A 19,083-nucleotide genomic window follows, 5' to 3' on the forward strand; every position below is an offset into this window, starting at 1 on the left:
GTAACCCGGCAGGACGCCGGGTTAGCCGTCCTGGGCCAGGGATGGCCCATGACGGCGGCCCACGGTCCAAAGCCGGAGTGAGGGCACTCCGAGCCTAGGCGAGGAGCCGAGTGGTGGGGCAAGAGCGTTTTGCTTACTTTTGCGCTCTTCAAAAGTGAGCCGCTGTAAGAGCGGAACCAATAGTCGCCGTTACCTAAATAACGGATATGTACACCATCACCACCGCCACCACCCTCAGGGTCGATACAAATGCGCATGCCCCGCACGATACAACGACGACTCACCAAAACTGTCACTGGCCAAAACCCGGCCCACCAGAATCAACGCCGTACGCCGAAACCCCTTGGCTGCCACCTTCCCGGCAATATCCGCCAGCGTACCAATGGCCCAATCCTGATCCGGCCAGGTCGCCCGATGCACCACCGCAATCGGACAATCCTCCCCATAGTGAGGCACCAACTCAGCCACGATCTTCTCCAGATGATTCACCCCCAGGTGAATCGCCATGGTCGTCCCATGCTGCGCCAGGCTACTGAACACCTCACCCTCAGGCATCGCCGTCTTATCCGCATACCGCGTCAAAATCACACTCTGCGCAATGTCCGGCAACGTCAGCTCAGCCTCCAACAACGCCGCACAAGCCGCCACCGCCGTCACTCCGGGAATGATCTGAAACCCAATCCCAAGCTCCCGCAAAAGCCGAATCTGCTCCCCAATCGCCCCGTACAAACTCGGATCCCCGGAATGCACCCGCGCCACATCCTGGCCTTTCTCATGGGCCGTCTTGATCAGCCCAATGATCTGCTCCAGATGCAGCTCCGCACTGTTGACCACCAACTCCGCCTGATGCCCCTCAAGCACCGCCGCCGGCACCAGCGAACCGGCATAGATAATCACCGGGCAACTGCGAATCAGCCGCTGCCCCTTGACCGTGATCAATTCCGGATCGCCTGGGCCTGCGCCGATGAAAAAGACAGTCATGGATTCATTCCTGTGAAAAAAAGCACGCGAGCAGCCTTCCAGATGAAGATTGCTCATGATCAAAGCTGACGATTATCGGGAATTCAGCCGGCGCAAGCCAATGCAAAGGTGGCCTGGGCGGTTTTTTTGCGGGTGATCAGCAGGGTGGCAGGGCTTTGAGACAGCTGTTCTGCCAGGGCCAGGGCGGCACTTTCAGCAATGCCGTAGCAGCCGGTATGAGCAAAAACCGTCTCGGACTTATGGCTCAGTCGATCTTCATAGGGCGCCAATTGCTCCGCACTGAAAAATACCAACGGCAAATCCAGAACCTGAGCCAGTGCCAGCAACCCCGGCTCATCCCGCTTGCGATCAAGACTGGCCAACGCAGTGATGCGCTGACGCTCAATGCCACCCTCGGCGAGGGCGGCGTTGAACAGTTCACGCAGGATGTCGACAGAACAACCCCGCTGACACCCCAGGCCAACCGCCAGGATCATGCCGAATACTGACCATCACGGTTACGGCGAAACAGCCAGGCACTGATCAAGCCCAGCGCCAGCCAGAAGGCAACGTTGGTCAACTGCGAAGCGATCTTGAATTGAGCTTCCAGAGCCTCCGGTGCCAACATCGAGTGGACTTCCGGCTGTGGTGCGCCAATCACATGGGGCACAGCCAGGATCGCCACGCCCAGGATTTTCAGCAGCCAGTTACGACCGAACACGATCAGCGCGATACCGGCAGCGGTAGAGGCGGCAGTGCCGATCCACCAGATTTGCCGTTGCGCCAGGTCTGCCGCCGCAGTCCCCGGCAATTCAGGCGGCAAGCCCAGGGTCGGCGCCAACACAAAGGTGGCGTAACCGGCCAGGCCCCATAGCAGGCCTTGGGCCGTACGGGTCGGTGCACGCAGGGTGTACAGGCCGGCAAGCATCAGGGCAAAACCTACGGCGACCACCAGGTTACCGCCCGTAGTCGACAGCACACGCTGCCAGCCATCTTCCGGCTCCCAGGCTTCAGCGTCGTGGGTGTGGGCCGTGGCTTCGGCATGTTCATGCACTTCGGTCGCGGCCGGGGCGTTTTCGAAGGTTTCCGCCTGCAGGATCAGCGGGGCAACCCAGAAGCTTTGCAGCAAGGTCAGCAGCAAGGCGGCCAGGAGGCCGGTGAAACCTGCGGTTTGGGCAATACGCTTGATCATGTCGGCAGGTCTCAGTGGCACGGGAACGCAGCGCTGTGGCGGGTATCGTGGGCGGCGTTGTGCACCGCTTCGATGTGCGAGAAACCGGCGAAATACACCAGGCACGCGCCGAGGATCGACGCGCCGATGGCAGCAGTCAGGCGTTGGCTCAGGGTGGCGGTGGTGCTGGCGGTAGAGGCGGTGCTGCTGATGATCGACATGGCGCGTCCCTTCAGGGTTTCAGGGTGACACGAGCGCATGAAAACCCCGCGAGCCAGGCACGCAGGGTTCTGAACAGCGCCCGCCCACCGCGGGTTTGTTATCTGATTTTTTCGGGCCGGTCTCCGGGCTTGCGAGGGGCCTGGGCCTTGAAAGCATCACCTTCCCATGCCCTGGAGGCACAGTGGTTTTGATGCTTCACTCGCTTACCGTTGCGGGGGCAGCACCGGACTCGTCACGCCCTTGAGTAAAGGAACATGACTCACCGGTTTCCCGTTTCACCCTGTGAAGGGCACCCGAAACAAGATGTGTAGGAGAGCATGGGCGGGCGATGGGCGTCAAATCGCCGCGTTAACCCCAGCGTTTGAACAACACACTGGCATTCACGCCACCAAAGCCAAATCCATTGGAAATCGCGTATTCAATCGGCAACGGCCGGGCTTGGCCCCGGACCATATCCAGCCCTTCGGCAGCGGGGTCCGGGTTGTCCAGGTTGAGGGTGGCCGGGGCAATCTGGTCGCGCAGCGCGAGCACAGTGAAGATCGCCTCGATCCCGCCCGCTGCGCCCAACAGATGGCCGGTCGCCGACTTGGTGGCGCTGATCGCGACGCTGGCATTTGCACCGAACAGCGTATTGATCGCCGCCAGCTCGCCGTTGTCACCTACGGGGGTCGACGTGGCGTGGGCGTTCAAGTGCTGGATCTGTGCGGCGCTGATTCCGGCCTGCGCGATCGCCAGTTCCATTGCCCTGCGTGCACCCGAGCCATCTTCCGGGCCCGAGGTCATGTGATAGGCGTCGGCGCTGGTGCCGTAGCCCACCAGCTCTGCGATAGGCGTCGCCCCGCGAGCCAATGCATGCTCCAGTTCCTCGATCACCAACAGCCCGGCACCTTCGCCCATCACAAACCCGTCGCGGCCTTGATCGAACGGGCGGGAAGCCAATGCCGGCGTGTCGTTGTAATCGCTGGACAGCGCACGCGCCGCAGCAAAACCGCCGAGGCTGACTCGGTGGATACAGGCTTCGGCGCCGCCACACACGGCGATGTCGATTTCGCCGGCACGGATCATTCGCGCGGCATCACCAATCGCCTGTACGCCGGCGGCGCAGGCAGTGACGGGGGAGCCCAGCGGGCCTTTCAGTTGATGCTGGATCGACACGTGCCCGGCCGCCATGTTGCCGAGGAATGACGGGATCGTGAACGGCGACAGGCGGCGAGGCCCTTTGCTGTCAGCCGTACGAACGGCCTCGGCAATCGCGGGAAAACCACCCACGCCGGAGGCGATGATTGTCGCCGTACGTTCCTGCTGCGATGGCGTCTGCGGACTCCAGCCTGCCTGGGCCAGGGCCTCTTGCGCGGCTGCCAGGGCAAACACGATGAACCGGTCCATCTTGCGTTGTTCCTTGGCCGGGATGACAGTGTCCGGGTCAAAGCCGGCTTCAGGGTCCTGGATGCGGTCCAACACTTGGCCGCCGATGCTGATTGCCAGGTCGCCGATCAATGCCTCGGGTAGCCTGCGAATCCCGGATTCACCGGCCAGCAGGCGCTTCCAGGTCTGTTCCACGCCGGTTGCCAGCGGTGTCACTGCACCCATGCCGGTCACAACAATTCGCTTACTCATGATCGCTTAGCTCCGCAAATTTCAGGTTGGTAGCAATGCATGGACGAAACTATCATTATGAAAGTAACATCCGATAGCTGAAATTTCCGTAGCCGCCCCACAGAGGAACTGCAATGCAACGTAAGTCGCTGGTGAATGCCGAATGCCCGGTAGCCCGTGGAGTGGAACGGGTAGGCGAGTGGTGGAGCATCCTGATCATGCGCGACGCGCTGCAAGGTTTGCGGCGTTTTGACGAGTTTTCCCAGAGCCTGGGAATCGCTCCGAATATGCTCACCCGCCGGCTCAACAGCCTGGTCGAGGCGGGGCTGCTGGAGCGCCGGCAATACAGCGAGCGGCCGCCCCGTTTCGAGTACGTACCGACGCCGGTTGGCGAGGATTTCCGGGTGGTGATCATGGCGTTCATCGGCTGGGGCAACCGCCATTTCGCCAACGAAGGTGAAAGCCTGCAATTGGTTGACCGGGAAACCCGGCGCCCGGTGGAAGTGGCGGTGGTGGACGCCGACGGTGTGCGCGTGTCCGTCGAGCAATGCAGCGTTCAAGCCGGGCCTGCTGCCAGCGAGGGCATGCTGGAGCGCCTGGCGCTGCTTCGCGCCAAACGCTCGGACATTGACCCGTCCCCGCGCACTGCGTAGCCTTGCACCTTCGAGGTTCTTCGGCCCAGGCCGAAGCTAAGAAGGGAACGCGGTCAATGCCGCGGCTGCCCCCGCAACTGTAAAGGGTTTATCTGACTGCCACGCCACTGCCTGAACAAGGCGGGAAGGCGCAGCCAGCGCCGGCATCACCGCCGGCAAGCCCCAAGCCAGGAGACCTGCCTCGCAACCGATTTTCTACTTCAACCGGGCGGGGTGATCCGGTGGCGAATTCTGCTCCTGCGCACCCGCGCAGGGCCACTCGTCCCGTATGCCCGCCCCAAAGGGCATCCGATGAAAACACTGGCCAAACTCCCCGTCACCATCGTTACCGGCTTCCTCGGCTCGGGCAAGACCACCTTGCTGCGCCACATGCTGGATAACGCCCAGGGGCGCCGCATCGCGGTGATCGTCAACGAGTTCGGCGAGCTGGGCATTGACGGTGAAATCCTCAAGCAATGCTCCATCGGCTGTACCGAAGAAGAGGCGAACGGCCGCGTCTACGAATTGGCCAATGGCTGCCTGTGCTGCACGGTCCAGGAAGAGTTCTTCCCGGTGATGCGCGAACTGGTGGCCCGTCGCGGCGACCTCGACCATATCCTCATCGAAACCTCGGGCCTGGCCCTGCCAAAACCCTTGGTCCAGGCGTTCCAGTGGCCGGAAATCCGCAGCGCCTGCACCGTTGACGCCGTGATCACCGTGGTCGACAGCCCAGCCGTGGCCGCCGGCACGTTCGCCGCCTTCCCGGACCAGGTTGACGCCCAGCGCAAGCTCGACCCGAACCTGGACCACGAATCCCCCCTGCACGAGCTGTTCGCCGACCAACTGGCCAGCGCCGACCTGGTGATCCTCAACAAGTCCGACCTGATCAGCCCTGAAGACCTGGCCCGTGTGCGCCTGGAAGTGGCAGAAGAACTGCCGCCGGCGGTAAAAATCATCGAAGCCAGCAGCGGTCGCCTGCCGCTGGACGTATTGATCGGCCTGGGCGCGGGCTCGGAAGAACACATCGACGGCCGCCACAGCCATCACGATCATCATCACGAAGGTGAGGACGACCACGACCACGATGCCTTCGACTCCATCTCCATCGAACTGCCCCAGGCCGACGAAAGCCTGCTGCTGGACGCCCTGACCCAACTGGTGGTCAAGCACGGCATCCTGCGGGTCAAGGGCTTCGCGGCGATCCCGAACAAGCCGATGCGCCTGCTGATCCAGGGCGTGGGCACGCGTTTCGACAAGCACTTCGACCGCGCCTGGCGCGCCGATGAGCCGCGCGCCACGCACCTGGTGCTGATCGGCCAGGAACTCGACGCCGCGTTGCTCGAAGCGCAACTGCGCGCTGCCCTCAGCGTTTAAACCATGCATCTGCTCAGGACCCAGCCCGGCGGTTTCGTTTCGGATGACAACATCGCCGACCTTGGGCAAACCCCCGCCGAGCTGGTGATCCTGTGCAGCGGTGATTCCAGCCTGGCGCTGCTGGCCGAAGCGGCCCAGCAGTTGCCCGAGGATTACCCGAGCCTGCGCCTGGCGAACCCGATGCAGGTGCAGAACCATGCTTCGGTCGACCTGTATGTCGATGAGGTGCTGCGCCACGCCAAGGTCATCCTGATTTCGCTGCACGGCGGCATCGGTTATTGGCGCTACGGTATCGAGCGCCTGGTGGAGTTGGCCGAACGCGGCGTGCAGCTGATCCTGGTGCCGGGGGATGATCGCCCGGACCCGGAACTCAGTGGCCTCAGCACCGTGGGCGCCGAGGAACGTGACCGGCTCTGGCACTTCCTGCGCCAGGGTGGTTTGGGGAATGCGCTGGATTTCTATCGTTGCCTGGCCGCCGGCTACCTTGGCCGCGATTACGCCTGGAGCGAGCCGCAAACCCTGCCGCGCACGGCGATTTATCACCCGCATAAAGCCAATGCCCGTCTCAACGATTGGCAGGCTGACTGGCAAGCTGATTTTCCCGTGGCGGCGGTGCTGTTCTACCGCTCCCATTTGCAGGCGGCCAACACCGGCTTTATCGATGTTTTTTGCCAGCGCTTGCAGGCCGCGGGTCTCAACCCGCTGCCGATGGCGGTGGCCAGTTTGAAAGAGCCCGGTTGCCTGACCGTGGTCGAGGATTTGCTGGACGAGGTGCACGCCTCGGTGATTCTGAACACCACCGGTTTTGCCCAGTCCAGCCCCGAAGCGCCGCACCTGCGGCCGTTTCGCCGCAATATCCCGGTGATCCAGGCGATTTGCGCCCAGGACAACGAGCCCGGCTGGCAGGCCAGCGAGCAAGGCCTCGGCCCACGTGACCTGGCGATGCACATCGCGTTGCCGGAACTGGACGGGCGCATCATCAGCCGGCCCATCAGCTTCAAGGACCTGGCCTGGCGCAGTGAGCGCAGCCAGTCGGATGTGGTGTGCTATCGCGCACAGCCGGAGCGCATGGACTTTGTCGCCGAACTGGCGCGGCGCTGGGTCGAACTGGCGCGGGTGCCGAATGGCGAAAAGCGTATCGCGCTGATCCTCGCCAACTACCCGACCCGGGACGGACGTATCGGCAACGGCGTGGGTCTCGACACCCCAGCCGCCGCGCTGAATATCCTGCGGGCACTGAAAATCCAAGGTTATCCGCTGCCGGACGAGCTGCCGGAAAGCGGAACGGCACTGATCCAGGCGCTCTTGGGCGGCGTCAGCAACGACCTGGACAGCCTCGACTTGCGTCCGTGTCATCAGAGCCTGGCGCTGGATGACTACGAGGCGATGTTCAACCGCTTGCCCGAGTCCAATCGCCAGGCCGTGTTGGCACGCTGGGGTACACCTCATAGCGATCCGATGTTCCGTGACGGCCGCATGATGATCGCGGGCCTGCGTTTGGGCCTGACCTTCGTCGGCATCCAGCCGGCCCGGGGTTACCAGGTGGACGCGAGTGCGGTCTATCACGACCCGGACCTGGTGCCGCCCCATGGCTACCTGGCGTTCTACTTCTGGTTGCGCCACACCTACGGCGCCCACGGCGTGATCCACGTTGGCAAGCACGGCAACTTGGAATGGCTGCCGGGCAAGGGCGTCGGGCTTTCCGAGAACTGCTGGCCCGACGCACTACTGGGGCCGCTGCCGAATATCTACCCGTTTATCGTCAATGACCCGGGCGAGGGCGCCCAGGCCAAGCGCCGCACCCAGGCCGTGATCATCGACCACCTGATGCCGCCGCTGACCCGCGCCGAAACCTATGGGCCGCTGCGCGACCTGGAGTTGCTGGCCGACGAGTATTACGAGGCACAACTGCTCGACCCACGGCGTGCCCGCGAGCTGCAAAAGGACATCCTCAAGCTGGTGCGCGAAACCCGCATCGACCAGGAACTGGCCCTGGACGAAAACCTCGACAGCGACGCCGATGCGGCGATCTGGCTGCCGCGCCTGGACACCTACCTGTGTGACTTGAAGGAGTCGCAGATTCGCGATGGCCTGCACATTTTCGGCGAGTCACCCGAGGGCCGCTTGCGCATCGACACCTTGCTGGCGTTGTTGCGTATTCCGCGTGGCGATGGGCGCGGGCCGCAATCGAGCCTGCTGCGGGTATTGGCCAAGGCCTTCGACCTGGGCTTCGATCCGCTGGACTGCGCCCTGGCCGAGCCGTGGACGGGGCGCCGGCCAGTGGTGTTGCAGAAGATCGACACGCAGTTGTGGCGCACCGCCGGCGACACCCGTGAACGCCTGGAGCTGTATGCCGCGCGCTTGATCGAGCAGGCGCTGGAAGGTGCCGTGGAGCAGCTTGAAGAGCCCGGCTGGGAAGACGTCAAGGCGGTGATCGAGAGCTTGCGCATCGTCGTCGCGCCACGCCTGGATGCCTGCGGCCCGGCGGAAATGCGCGGGTTGCTGGATGCCTTGAACGGGCGCTTCGTCCCGGCCGGGCCCAGCGGCGCGCCGAGCCGGGGCCGCCTGGACGTGTTGCCCACCGGTCGCAACTTTTTCTCGGTGGATGTGCGCAACCTGCCCACCACCACTGCCTGGCGCATCGGCTTCCAGTCGGCGAACCTGATCCTTGAGCGTCACCTGCAAGACCATGGCGACCACTTGCGCCAACTCGGCCTGTCGGTGTGGGGCACTGCCACCATGCGCACCGGCGGCGACGACATTGCCCAGGCCATGGCGCTGATGGGCGTGCGCCCGGTATGGGCCACGGGCAGCCAGCGGGTGGATGACTTTGAAATCCTGCCGATCAGTCTGCTGGACCGGCCACGGGTGGATGTGACCTTGCGCGTGTCGGGCTTCTTCCGCGATGCATTCGCCAACCTGATCCGCCTGTTCGACGCGGCGGTGCAAGCCGTGGCTGCGCTGGACGAACCGGATGACCTGAACCCGCTGGCGGCCAAGGTGCGCAGTGAGCGAGAGGCCTTGCGCCTGTCGGGCCTGGACGAGGACGCGGCGGCGAAGCAGGCTGGTTGGCGGATCTTCGGTGCCAAGCCCGGTGCCTATGGTGCCGGCGTGCAGGGCGCGATTGATGGGCGCTTGTGGCAGAGCCGCGAAGACCTGGCCGAGGTTTACCTGAACTGGGGCGGCTACGCCTATGGCGGCTCCGACGAAGGCACCGCCGCCCGCGAACAGTTTGCCCAGCGTTTGAGCCAGGTGCAGGCGGTGTTGCAGAACCAGGACAACCGCGAGCATGACCTGCTCGACTCCAATGATTACTACCAATTCCAGGGCGGCATGCTCGCCGCCGTGGAAACCCTGAGCGGCGACAAGGCCGCCAGCTATCATGGTGACCACAGCCAGCCGGACTTGCCGAAAGTCCGCACGTTGAAGGAAGAGTTGAACCGGGTGATTCGTGCCCGGGCGGCCAACCCGAAGTGGATCGAAGGGGTGAAGCGCCACGGCTATAAAGGCGCGTTCGAGATGGCGGCCACCGTGGATAATCTGTTCGCGTTCGACGCTACGACGGCGTTGATCGACGATCATCAATACGCGTTGCTGGCGGATGCCTACTTGCTGGACCCGGACACCCGCGCCTTTGTGCAGCAGCACAACCCGGATGCCCTGCGGGACATGACCGAACGCATGCTTGAAGCCCAGCAACGCGGCATGTGGCAGGAGCCTGGGGCGTACCGCGAGGCGTTGGAAAACCTGTTGTTGGATATAGAAGAAGGCAGTTGATGACCGACATTCCACATTTCCCGCTGTCCGCCGTGGTCGGCGCCGACGACTTGAAACTGGCCCTGTGCCTGACGGCCATCGACCCGAAGATCGGTGGCGTGCTGATTGAAGGCCCGCGGGGCATGGCCAAGTCCACCCTGGCCCGTGGCCTGGCGGACCTGCTCGCCAGCGGCCAGTTCGTCACGCTGCCGTTGGGCGCCACCGAGGAGCGGCTGGTGGGCACACTCGATCTGGACGCGGCACTCAGTGAGGGCCGCGCACAGTTTTCCCCTGGCGTGCTGGCCAAGGCCGACGGCGGCGTGCTCTATGTCGATGAAGTCAACCTGCTGCCCGACCACCTGGTGGACCTGCTGCTGGACGTGGCCGCCAGCGGCACCAACCTGATCGAGCGCGACGGGATTTCCCACCGGCATTCGGCGCGTTTTGTACTGATCGGCACCATGAACCCGGAAGAGGGCGAGCTGCGCCCGCAATTGCTCGACCGGTTTGGTTTCAACGTGGCGCTGAGCGGGCACACCCAGCCGGCCGAACGCGGGCAGATCATCCGTCGCCGCCTGGATTTCGACAGCGACCCTCAGGGTTTCTGCGGGCAATGGGCCGACCGGCAGGCCGCGTTGTGTGAGCGTTGCACCCGGGCCCGCGCATTGCTGGATAGCATCCCGTTGGATGACCAGGCGCTGGCGCAGATTACCGAGCGCTGCTTTGCCGCCGGCGTCGATGGCTTGCGCGCCGACCTGGTCTGGCTGCGTGGCGCACGTGCCCATGCGGCCTGGCGGGGCGCGACGGCTATCAGCGAAGAAGATATCGAAGCGGTCGCGGAATTTGCCCTGCGCCATCGTCGTCAGGAGCAATCCCCGCCTGCAACGCCGCCCGCTGGCGGTCAATCACCCAAGCCCAATGATGCACCTGAAGGCCAGGGCCAATGGGGCGACATGCCCGCACCCGCCTTGCCGATAGGCGCTCGCCGTGATGTGCCCACCTGGCCAAAAAAGCCCTAGGCATCCGCCCCAAACCTGACGCGGGGGCGGATGCACGGCCCAAGGCGGGTCGACTGAACAAGGGCCGGCGTGGCCAGGCGCGCAGCGCGGCCGAAGGTTCGATCAACTGGCCGGGCACCTTGCTCGGCGGGCGGCCGCAACGCCGCGAAGATTTGCTGTATCAACTGCGTAGCCGTACGCCCCATGAACTGTGGCTGGTGATTGTCGATGCTTCGGCGTCCACCCGGCGGCATCAGGCGCTTAGCGATGCCAAGGGATTACTGGCCCAACTGTTCGACGATGCCTATCGACAGCGGGCGCGCATGGCGTTGCTCACCGCGAGCGGGCAATCGCCAAAGTGGCAGGTGCAGGGATTAAAGGCGGCAAAAGGGCTTGGTCATTGGCTTGATGGCCTCGGTGCAGGCGGTGGCACGCCATTGTTGGCAGCGCTGAACGAAGCGGGGCACTGGTTGGCGGCTCGTCGCAAGCGTTACCCGGTGGAGCAGCAGCGGTTGCTGGTGATCACCGATGGGCGGCTGAAGGATGTGGCGGGTTTGCCGCCGCTGGACTGCCCGGGTTTGCTGGTGGACATCGAGCGCGGCCCGATTCGGTTGGGTCGTTCAAAGCAGCTGGCTATGGGGTTACAGATTGACTATCGGCATATCGATAACCTGTAAGCGCCGGCACGTTCGGCCACAGATCCGCCACCAGAAACAACCGTTCGGCTTCTTCCCATTCGCCTTCGCTGTTTTCCACCAGGCGCACCAGCAACTGCGCGGGCGCCATGGGGTCCAGTTCGGTTAGCCAGTGCTGCATCCGGGCCGCGTCCCAGGCTTCGTCCGCCGGGTAGTGCGCCGGTGCCAGCCATGCATGGCGGGGCAGCGGTTGCCAGCGTCCTGCCGGGCTTTGCTCGATAAACCTCGACCAATCGCGCTGATGCAGCCAGCGGCCATTCAGGTGTTGGGGATGCGCGCCCTGCGGCGCCTGCGCCATGCCCGGCCATGGGTAGAGCAGATACCCGCCCAGCCACAGATGGGCATCAAAGGCCTGGATATCCAGCGCGGCCAGGACTTCGCGGCTCTCCGGCCGGGCGGAAATCGGCAGTTGGTGCTGGGCCAGGTGGGCCAGCTTGCGGTCGAGCCGGTCATGACAGCCGGGGCCGAGCCATTGCGCGGTGTCCCGGCCATCACCGTCCTGGGGCCCGAGGTAGAGTTTGATCGCCAGTTCCAGATGATGCACACCGTCACGGTCGCGCAGCAGCATGTCCAGTTCGCCCAGGGTATGCCCGGCCTGGCGGATCGGCAGGTTGGCCGCCAGCAGCTCCACGCCCGGCGCATGCTGCACGGCGAATTGCCACAGCCGTTCGTAATACAACCCCAGCCGGCGGGTGCGTGCCTGGCTCAGCCAATGCAGCAAGGCACTGCTGTCCTGGTCCAGCTGGCGCAGCCACTGCTCCAGCAAATGCGGGGCCTGCACCCAGTCGCTGCCGGTCAGCGGGTGGCGTTGTGGCCACGGCGTTTGCGCGAGCATCGGCGGGGCGAGCATCACCCACGCGAGATCGCGCACCTCGGGGTGACGCAGTTGGCGGGGCAGGTGCTGCAAATCAGGGAACAGAGTCATGGTCCGAGCATAGCCTTTTACAGCCGGGAAGGGGGCTGAGAACCGTTGTCGTCTGGGGTTTGCGGCGACAAAGGATTTTGTGTAACGCCGGCTTTCGCCCATAATCGTTCTTTTTTGCAGAACCCGAACCCCGCAGGAGCCCCATGGAGCAATTTCGCAATATCGGCATTATCGGTCGCCTGGGCAGTACCCAGGTGCTGGACACCGTCCGCCGACTGAAAAAGTTTCTGCTCGAGCGCCACCTGCACGTGATCCTCGAAGACACCATCGCTGAAATCCTCCCGGGCCATGGCCTGCAGACCTCGTCGCGCAAGATGCTCGGTGAAGTCTGCGACATGGTGATCGTGGTGGGCGGCGACGGCAGCCTGCTGGGCGCCGCCCGGGCGCTGGCGCGGCATAACGTGCCGGTGCTGGGGATCAACCGCGGAAGCCTGGGGTTCCTCACCGATATTCGCCCCGACGAGCTGGAAGTCGAAGTGGCCAAGGTGCTGGACGGCCATTACCTGGTGGAAAACCGCTTCCTGCTGCAAGCCGAAGTGCGCCGCCACGGCGAAGCCATCGGCCAGGGCGACGCCCTCAACGATGTGGTGCTGCACCCCGGCAAGTCGACGCGGATGATCGAGTTCGAGTTGTACATCGACGGCCAGTTCGTGTGCAGCCAGAAGGCCGACGGCCTGATCGTCGCCACGCCGACCGGGTCCACGGCCTACGCGCTGTCGGCCGGTGGGCCGATCATGCATCCCAAGCTGGATGCCATTGTGATCGTGCCGATGTATCCCCATATGTTGTCCAGCAGGCCTATCGTGGTCGATGGCAACAGTGAGCTGAAAATCGTGGTGTCAAAAGACATGCAGATCTACCCGCAAGTCTCCTGCGACGGGCAGAACCATTTCACCTGCGCCCCCGGTGACACCATCACCGTGAGCAAAAAGGCACAGAAGTTGCGGTTGATCCACCCGCTGGACCACAACTACTACGAAGTGTGCCGGACCAAGCTGGGCTGGGGCAGCCGCTTGGGGGGTGGAGGCGACTGATGCTCGATCCCGCGCGTAGCTACGACCTGATTGGTGACGTGCACGGTTGCGCTCATACCCTTGAGCACTTGCTCGACCGATTGGGTTACCACAAGCAGGGCGGTACCTGGCGGCATCCGTCGCGAATGGCCGTGTTCCTCGGCGATATCATCGACCGTGGCCCGCGCATTCGCGAGGCGCTGCATATCGTCCACGACATGACCGAGGCCGGCCAGGCACTGTGCATCATGGGCAACCATGAGTTCAACGCGCTGGGCTGGAGCACGCCCGCCGCCCCAGGCAGCGGCAAGCAGTTTGTGCGCGAGCACACGCCACGCCACGCGCGGTTGATCCACGAGACCCTGACCCAGTTCGAACAGCACCCGGCAGACTGGCACGATTTCCTCGGCTGGTTCTATGACATGCCGCTGTTTGTCGACGCCGGGCGATTCCGCGTAGTGCACGCTTGCTGGGACAACGGCTTTATCGAGCCCCTGCGCGCGCATTTCCCGGACGGCTGCATCGACGAACACTTCCTGCAAGCCGCCGCCGTGCCCGGCAGTTTCGCCAGCAATGCCTTCGACCGCCTGTTGCGCGGCACCGACATGCGCCTGCCGGACGGCTTGACCCTCACCGGCGGCGACGGCCTGACGCGCTCGTTCTTCCGTACCAAGTTCTGGGAAGACGACCCGAAGACCTACGGCGATATCGTGTTCCAGCCCGATGCGCTGCCGGAACCGGTGGCCGCCACGCCGCTGTCGTCCACTGAAAAGAATTCCCTGCTGCGCTACGGCGTCGACGAGCCATTGCTGTTCGTCGGCCACTACTGGCGCAGCGGCAAACCGGCGCCGATCCGCCCGAACCTGGCCTGCCTGGACTACAGCGCGGTGCTGTACGGCAAGTTGGTGGCGTACCGGCTGGATCAGGAAACCCGCCTGGACCCGCGTAAATTTGTTTGGGTCGATGTCGAGCGCCCTGAGGTTATTTCATGAGTACCGTTGCTGTATTACGCCTGCCGCTGGCGGTGGATTTGAGTGGTTTCGTCAAGCTTCTGCAACGCATGCAAGTGCCCCATCGCGTCAGCGAAGAAGCCGGGGAGCAGGTGCTGTGGGTGCCTGACTCCATCAGTGAAGACGTGAAGGTCCTGTACCAGCGCTTTCCGGCCGGTGACCCGGACCAGCAACTGGACATTCCCGAGCAGGCGACGTCGACCAGGCGTCCCGGGTTTGCCCAGCAGCTTCGCCACAGCCCGGTGACCGCGTTGGTGTTGCTGCTGAGCATCATCGTCGGCGCCGTTACGTTGCTGGGGGATAACCTGCAAGCCATGAGCTGGCTGACGTTCCTGCCGTTCAGCGTGGCAGGCGAGTACATCCGTTTCACGCCATTGACCGACAGCCTGGCGTCGGGACAGTGGTGGCGCCTGGTCACGCCGATGTTGATCCACTTCGGCATCCTGCACCTGGCCATGAACGGCATGTGGTACTGGGAACTGGGGCGGCGCATCGAGTTGCGCCAGGGCAGCATCAACCTGCTGGGCCTGACCCTGCTGTTCAGCCTGGTGTCGAACTACGCTCAATACTATTTTGGTGGTCCCGGCCTGTTTGGCGGGTTGTCCGGCGTGCTGTATGGCTTGCTCGGGCATTGCTGGATCTATCAGTGGGTGTCGCCGAATCCGGTGTATCGCCTGCCTCGCGGGGTTTTGGTGATGATGCTGGTGTGGCTGGTGCTGTGCCTGTCGGGCCTGGTCTCGATGATCGGCTTCGGCGAAATCGCCAACGCGGCCCACGTGGGTGGCCTGGTGATGGGCTGCCTGACCGGTTTGTTGGGTGGCTTGTACAGCCGCCGCAAAATGTCTCCTATTTAGTTAAGGAAGAGTCTTATGTCCTCTTTTGTCGAAATGATCGAAAACATCACCCCGGACATCTACGAGAGCCTCAAGCTCGCCGTGGAAATCGGCAAATGGTCCGATGGCCGCAAGCTCACCGCCGAGCAGCGTGAATTGTCGTTGCAGGCGGTGATCGCCTGGGAACTGCAGAACCTGCCGGAAGACCAGCGCACCGGCTACATGGGCCCGCAGGAATGCGCCTCCAAGTCGGCGCCGGTGCCGAACATCCTGTTCAAGTCGGATGCCATCCATTGATTGAGATTGGCCGTGGTGCAGTCAGCAAGATGTCGGCGCAGTTGGGTGAGCCGACCGTTCAATACGCGTTTCGCCTGGGCGACACCGAGGTGCCGGTCAATCCATTGATCGGCACTACCGTGCGCCTGGAATACCTCGGTGCGATCCATTGCACCCATTGCGGTCGCAAGACCAAGACCAGTTTCAGCCAGGGTTACTGCTACCCGTGCATGACCAAACTGGCCCAGTGCGACCTGTGCATCATGAGCCCCGAGCGCTGCCATTACGACGCCGGCACCTGCCGCGATCCGGCCTGGGGTGAAAAATTCTGCATGACCGACCACGTGGTGTACCTGGCGAACTCGTCGGGGATCAAGGTCGGCATCACCCGCGCCAGCCAGCTGCCGACCCGCTGGCTCGACCAGGGCGCCAGCCAGGCGCTGCCGATCATGCGCGTTGCCACGCGCCAGCAGTCGGGCTTCGTCGAAGACCTGTTCCGCAGCCAGGTGGCCGACAAGACCAACTGGCGCGCGCTGCTCAAGGGCGATGCCCAGGCCGTCGACCTTGCGCAGGTGCGCGACGAACTTTTCGCCAGCTGTGCCGAAGGCATGCTTGGTTTGCAGGAACGCTTTGGCCTGCAGGCCATCCAACCGGTGACCGACATCGAACCGATCGAAATTCGCTACCCGATCGAGCAGTATCCGACCAAGATCGTCAGCTTCAACCTGGACAAGAACCCGATTGCCGAAGGCACGCTGATGGGGATCAAGGGCCAATACCTGATCTTCGATACCGGCGTGATCAATATTCGTAAATACACGGCCTACCAGCTCGCCGTGCATCAGTAGAAGGACGACAGACATGCGCACCGAACAGCCGAAGATGATTTACCTGAAGGACTATCAGGCGCCGGATTACCTGATCGACGAGACGCACCTGACCTTCGAGTTGTTCGAGGACCATAGCCTGGTCCACGCGCAGTTGGTGATGCGCCGCAACCCCGAGCGCGGCGCCGGCTTGCCGCCGCTGGTGCTGGACGGGCAGCAGCTGGAGCTGCTGTCGGTGAACCTGGCCGACCAGGAACTGACCGACGCTGACTACCAGTTGAGCGACAGCCACCTGACCGTGCACCCCACCAGCGCGACCTTCACCCTCGACACCACGGTGAAGATCCACCCGGAAACCAATACCGCCCTGGAAGGCCTGTACAAATCCGGCGGCATGTTCTGCACCCAGTGCGAGGCCGAGGGTTTCCGCAAGATCACCTATTACCTCGACCGTCCGGACGTGATGAGCGTGTTCACCACCACGGTGATCGCCGAGCAACACAGCTACCCGGTGTTGCTGTCCAACGGCAACCCGATTGCTTCCGGCCCTGGCGAAGACGGCCGGCACTGGGCGACCTGGGAAGATCCGTTCAAGAAGCCGGCGTACCTGTTTGCACTGGTGGCCGGTGATTTGTGGTGTGTCGAAGACACCTTCACCACCATGACCGAGCGCACCGTGGCGCTGCGTATCTATGTCGAGCCGGAAAACATCGACAAGTGCCAGCACGCCATGAACAGCCTGAAGAAATCCATGCGCTGGGACGAGGAAGTCTATGGCCGTGAGTACGACCTCGACATCTTCATGATCGTCGCGGTCAACGACTTCAACATGGGCGCCATGGAAAACAAGGGCCTCAACATCTTCAACTCCAGCGCCGTGCTGGCCCGTGCCGAAACCGCCACCGACGCCGCGCACCAGCGAGTCGAGGCGATTGTTGCCCACGAATACTTCCACAACTGGTCGGGCAACCGCGTGACCTGCCGCGACTGGTTCCAGCTGTCGCTGAAGGAAGGCTTCACGGTGTTCCGTGATTCGCAGTTCTCTGCCGACATGAATTCGGCCACCGTCAAGCGCATCCAGGACGTGGCTTATCTGCGCACTCACCAGTTCGCCGAAGATGCCGGCCCCATGGCCCACGCCGTGCGTCCGGACGGCTTTATCGAGATCTCCAACTTCTACACCCTGACCGTGTACGAAAAGGGCTCGGAAGTCGTCCGTATGATCCAAACCTTGCTCGGCGCCGAAGGGTTCCGCAAAGGCAGCGACCTGTACTTCGAACGCCACGACGGCCAGGCTGTGACCTGCGATGACTTCATCAAGGCCATGGAAGACGCCAACGGCGCTGACCTGACCCAGTTCAAGCGCTGGTACAGCCAGGCCGGTACGCCACGCCTGGCGGTGAGCGAGTCCTACGACGCGGTGGCTAAAACCTACAGCCTGACCTTCCGTCAAAGCTGCCCGGAAACCCCGGACAAGGTGGAAAAACTGCCGTTCGTGATTCCGGTTGAGCTGGGCCTGCTGGACGGGAAGGGCGCGGGCATCGCCTTGCGCCTGGCCGGTGAAACCGCTGCCGGCGCCACGTCCCGCGTGATCTCGGTGACCGAAGCCGAACAGACCTTCACCTTTGTCGACATCGCCGAGCACCCGCTGCCGTCGCTGCTGCGCGGCTTCTCGGCGCCGGTGAAGCTGAGCTTCCCGTATAACCGCGACCAACTGATGTTCCTGATGCAGCACGACAGCGATGGCTTCAATCGCTGGGACGCCGGCCAGCAGCTGTCGGTGCAGGTGTTGCAGGAGCTGATCGCCCAACATCAGCAGGGCAAGGCGCTGGTGCTGGATCAACGCCTGATCACTGCACTGCGCAGCGTATTGAGCGACGAAAGCCTGGACCAGGCGATGGTCGCCGAGATGCTCTCGCTGCCGAGCGAAGCCTACCTGACTGAAATCAGCGAAGTGGCGGATGTCGACGCCATCCACGCGGCCCGAGAGTTTGCTCGCAAGCAGTTGGCCGACAACCTGTTCGAGGGCCTGTGGCTGCGTTACCAGGCCAATCGCGACCTGTCGAAGAAAACCCCGTACGTGGCCGAGGCGGAACACTTTGCCCGTCGCGCCTTGCAGAACATTGCGCTGTCGTACCTGATGCTCAGCGGCAAGCCGGAAGTGCTGGCGGCGACCCTTGAACAGTTCGACGCGTGCGACAACATGACCGAGCGCCTGACGGCCCTGGCGGTGCTGGTCAACTCGCCGTTCGAAGAAGAGAAAGCCAAGGCGCTGGCGGTGTTTGCCGAGAACTTCAAGGACAACCCGCTGGTCATGGACCAGTGGTTCAGCGTGCAGGCGGGCAGTGGTTTGCCGGGCGCGCTGGAGCGGGTCAAGACGTTGATGCAGCACCCTGCGTTCAACATCAAGAACCCGAACAAGGTGCGGGCACTGGTGGGCGCGTTTGCCGGGCAGAACCTGATCAACTTCCACGCGGCGGATGGTTCGGGTTATCGGTTCCTGGCGGACCTGGTGATCCAGTTGAATGGCTTCAACCCCCAGATTGCTTCGCGGCAATTGGCACCGTTGACCCGCTGGCGCAAGTACGACAGCGCGCGGCAGGCGCTGATGAAAGGCGAGCTGGAGCGGATTCGCGCTTCGGGCGAGCTGTCCAGCGATGTGTTTGAAGTGGTGAGCAAAAGCCTCGCTTAACTGAGGCTGAGTACTGCATCTGTGGCGAGGGAGCTTGCTCCCGCTGGAGTGCGCAGCGCTCCCAAGATTTTGGGGCCGCTACGCAGCCCAGCGGGAGCAAGCT

17 protein-coding genes and 2 riboswitches are annotated in these 19,083 nt (G+C 63.3%); of the genes, 11 read left to right on the plus strand and 6 right to left on the minus strand.

What is annotated here, in order from left to right; genetic code table 11:
- Positions 1-234 precede the first annotated feature (234 nt).
- From cobM to fabF, 5 genes are all read right to left on the minus strand, one after another.
- A complete protein-coding gene (gene cobM / locus HX805_RS24225; RefSeq protein ID WP_008431975.1) occupies positions 235-981 on the minus strand; it encodes a precorrin-4 C(11)-methyltransferase in 747 nt (248 codons plus the stop codon).
- Between the two features lie 83 nt (positions 982-1,064).
- Positions 1,065-1,457 (minus strand): cobalamin biosynthesis protein, encoded by a 393-nt coding sequence (locus HX805_RS24230; protein WP_003217881.1) that lies wholly within the window; start codon positions 1,455-1,457, stop codon positions 1,065-1,067.
- Positions 1,454-2,152, minus strand: a complete 699-nt coding sequence (locus tag HX805_RS24235) for a CbtA family protein (protein WP_008431977.1) — start codon at positions 2,150-2,152, stop codon at positions 1,454-1,456. The genes HX805_RS24230 and HX805_RS24235 overlap by 4 nt, the downstream gene beginning before the upstream one ends.
- Before the next feature lie 11 nt (positions 2,153-2,163).
- The gene (locus tag HX805_RS24240; protein WP_003217883.1) at positions 2,164-2,352 is read right to left on the minus strand and encodes a CbtB-domain containing protein; all 189 of its coding nucleotides are present in this window, start codon (positions 2,350-2,352) and stop codon (positions 2,164-2,166) included.
- Positions 2,353-2,448: 96 nt separating this feature from the next.
- A riboswitch (cobalamin riboswitch) is annotated at positions 2,449-2,665 on the minus strand.
- 36 nt (positions 2,666-2,701) lie between these two features.
- Positions 2,702-3,970, minus strand: a complete 1,269-nt coding sequence (gene fabF / locus HX805_RS24245) for a beta-ketoacyl-ACP synthase II (RefSeq protein WP_177117347.1) — start codon at positions 3,968-3,970, stop codon at positions 2,702-2,704.
- Between the two features lie 113 nt (positions 3,971-4,083).
- Here fabF and HX805_RS24250 point away from each other — a divergent pair, with 113 nt between their 5' ends.
- The 5 genes from HX805_RS24250 (at position 4,084) to HX805_RS24270 (ending at position 11,386) form a co-directional block, all read left to right on the plus strand.
- A complete protein-coding gene (locus tag HX805_RS24250; protein ID WP_177029458.1) occupies positions 4,084-4,602 on the plus strand; it encodes a helix-turn-helix domain-containing protein in 519 nt (172 codons plus the stop codon).
- A riboswitch (cobalamin riboswitch) is annotated at positions 4,599-4,801 on the plus strand. Its footprint overlaps the gene before it by 4 nt.
- A 92-nt stretch (positions 4,802-4,893) precedes the next feature.
- Positions 4,894-5,955, plus strand: a complete 1,062-nt coding sequence (gene cobW / locus HX805_RS24255; RefSeq protein WP_003217887.1) for a cobalamin biosynthesis protein CobW — start codon at positions 4,894-4,896, stop codon at positions 5,953-5,955.
- 3 nt (positions 5,956-5,958) lie between these two features.
- On the plus strand, positions 5,959-9,732 hold the full coding sequence (cobN, locus tag HX805_RS24260; protein WP_134326792.1) for a cobaltochelatase subunit CobN: 3,774 nt from the start codon (positions 5,959-5,961) through the stop codon (positions 9,730-9,732).
- Entirely contained in the window at positions 9,732-10,730 is a 999-nt protein-coding gene (locus HX805_RS24265) for an ATP-binding protein (protein WP_177117348.1), read from the plus strand. Before cobN ends, HX805_RS24265 begins: the two co-directional genes overlap by 1 nt.
- 53 nt (positions 10,731-10,783) lie before the next feature.
- Positions 10,784-11,386, plus strand: coding sequence for a VWA domain-containing protein (locus HX805_RS24270; protein WP_032898884.1), 603 nt, complete (start codon positions 10,784-10,786; stop codon positions 11,384-11,386).
- Here HX805_RS24270 and HX805_RS24275 read toward each other — a convergent pair.
- Positions 11,343-12,329, minus strand: coding sequence for a DUF1853 family protein (locus HX805_RS24275; protein ID WP_177117349.1), 987 nt, complete (start codon positions 12,327-12,329; stop codon positions 11,343-11,345). The two genes, HX805_RS24270 and HX805_RS24275, sit on opposite strands and share 44 nt — an antisense overlap.
- Before the next feature lie 143 nt (positions 12,330-12,472).
- Between HX805_RS24275 and HX805_RS24280 the strand changes: the two genes are divergently transcribed.
- The 6 genes from HX805_RS24280 to pepN are packed head-to-tail and all read left to right on the plus strand — an operon-like array spanning position 12,473 to position 18,980.
- On the plus strand, positions 12,473-13,363 hold the full coding sequence (locus tag HX805_RS24280) for an NAD(+) kinase (RefSeq protein ID WP_003217892.1): 891 nt from the start codon (positions 12,473-12,475) through the stop codon (positions 13,361-13,363).
- Positions 13,360-14,334 (plus strand): metallophosphoesterase, encoded by a 975-nt coding sequence (locus HX805_RS24285; protein WP_161635726.1) that lies wholly within the window; start codon positions 13,360-13,362, stop codon positions 14,332-14,334. The genes HX805_RS24280 and HX805_RS24285 overlap by 4 nt, the downstream gene beginning before the upstream one ends.
- A complete protein-coding gene (locus HX805_RS24290) occupies positions 14,331-15,206 on the plus strand; it encodes a rhomboid family intramembrane serine protease (protein ID WP_008431996.1) in 876 nt (291 codons plus the stop codon). Before HX805_RS24285 ends, HX805_RS24290 begins: the two co-directional genes overlap by 4 nt.
- Positions 15,207-15,221: 15 nt before the next feature.
- The gene (locus HX805_RS24295) at positions 15,222-15,482 is read left to right on the plus strand and encodes a YeaC family protein (protein ID WP_003217900.1); all 261 of its coding nucleotides are present in this window, start codon (positions 15,222-15,224) and stop codon (positions 15,480-15,482) included.
- A complete protein-coding gene (locus HX805_RS24300) occupies positions 15,479-16,309 on the plus strand; it encodes a DUF2797 domain-containing protein (protein ID WP_003217902.1) in 831 nt (276 codons plus the stop codon). Before HX805_RS24295 ends, HX805_RS24300 begins: the two co-directional genes overlap by 4 nt.
- A 13-nt stretch (positions 16,310-16,322) precedes the next feature.
- Positions 16,323-18,980, plus strand: a complete 2,658-nt coding sequence (pepN, locus tag HX805_RS24305; RefSeq protein ID WP_177117350.1) for an aminopeptidase N — start codon at positions 16,323-16,325, stop codon at positions 18,978-18,980.
- The last annotated feature ends 103 nt before the right edge of the window (positions 18,981-19,083 follow it).

This window comes from Pseudomonas sp. G5001 (assembly GCF_013385475.1).
Classification (GTDB): domain Bacteria; phylum Pseudomonadota; class Gammaproteobacteria; order Pseudomonadales; family Pseudomonadaceae; genus Aquipseudomonas.

What these genes read in the sequence shown, in the direction of transcription:
- cobM (WP_008431975.1), bottom strand. Translation starts at nt 981, where the DNA reads ATGACTGTCTTTTTCATCGGCGCAGGCCCAGGCGATCCGGAATTGATC.
- HX805_RS24230 (WP_003217881.1), bottom strand. Translation starts at nt 1,457, where the DNA reads ATGATCCTGGCGGTTGGCCTGGGGTGTCAGCGGGGTTGTTCTGTCGAC.
- HX805_RS24235 (WP_008431977.1), bottom strand. Translation starts at nt 2,152, where the DNA reads ATGATCAAGCGTATTGCCCAAACCGCAGGTTTCACCGGCCTCCTGGCC.
- HX805_RS24240 (WP_003217883.1), bottom strand. Translation starts at nt 2,352, where the DNA reads ATGTCGATCATCAGCAGCACCGCCTCTACCGCCAGCACCACCGCCACC.
- fabF (WP_177117347.1), bottom strand. Translation starts at nt 3,970, where the DNA reads ATGAGTAAGCGAATTGTTGTGACCGGCATGGGTGCAGTGACACCGCTG.
- HX805_RS24250 (WP_177029458.1), top strand. Translation starts at nt 4,084, where the DNA reads ATGCAACGTAAGTCGCTGGTGAATGCCGAATGCCCGGTAGCCCGTGGA.
- cobW (WP_003217887.1), top strand. Translation starts at nt 4,894, where the DNA reads ATGAAAACACTGGCCAAACTCCCCGTCACCATCGTTACCGGCTTCCTC.
- cobN (WP_134326792.1), top strand. Translation starts at nt 5,959, where the DNA reads ATGCATCTGCTCAGGACCCAGCCCGGCGGTTTCGTTTCGGATGACAAC.
- HX805_RS24265 (WP_177117348.1), top strand. Translation starts at nt 9,732, where the DNA reads ATGACCGACATTCCACATTTCCCGCTGTCCGCCGTGGTCGGCGCCGAC.
- HX805_RS24275 (WP_177117349.1), bottom strand. Translation starts at nt 12,329, where the DNA reads ATGACTCTGTTCCCTGATTTGCAGCACCTGCCCCGCCAACTGCGTCAC.
- HX805_RS24280 (WP_003217892.1), top strand. Translation starts at nt 12,473, where the DNA reads ATGGAGCAATTTCGCAATATCGGCATTATCGGTCGCCTGGGCAGTACC.
- HX805_RS24290 (WP_008431996.1), top strand. Translation starts at nt 14,331, where the DNA reads ATGAGTACCGTTGCTGTATTACGCCTGCCGCTGGCGGTGGATTTGAGT.
- HX805_RS24295 (WP_003217900.1), top strand. Translation starts at nt 15,222, where the DNA reads ATGTCCTCTTTTGTCGAAATGATCGAAAACATCACCCCGGACATCTAC.
- pepN (WP_177117350.1), top strand. Translation starts at nt 16,323, where the DNA reads ATGCGCACCGAACAGCCGAAGATGATTTACCTGAAGGACTATCAGGCG.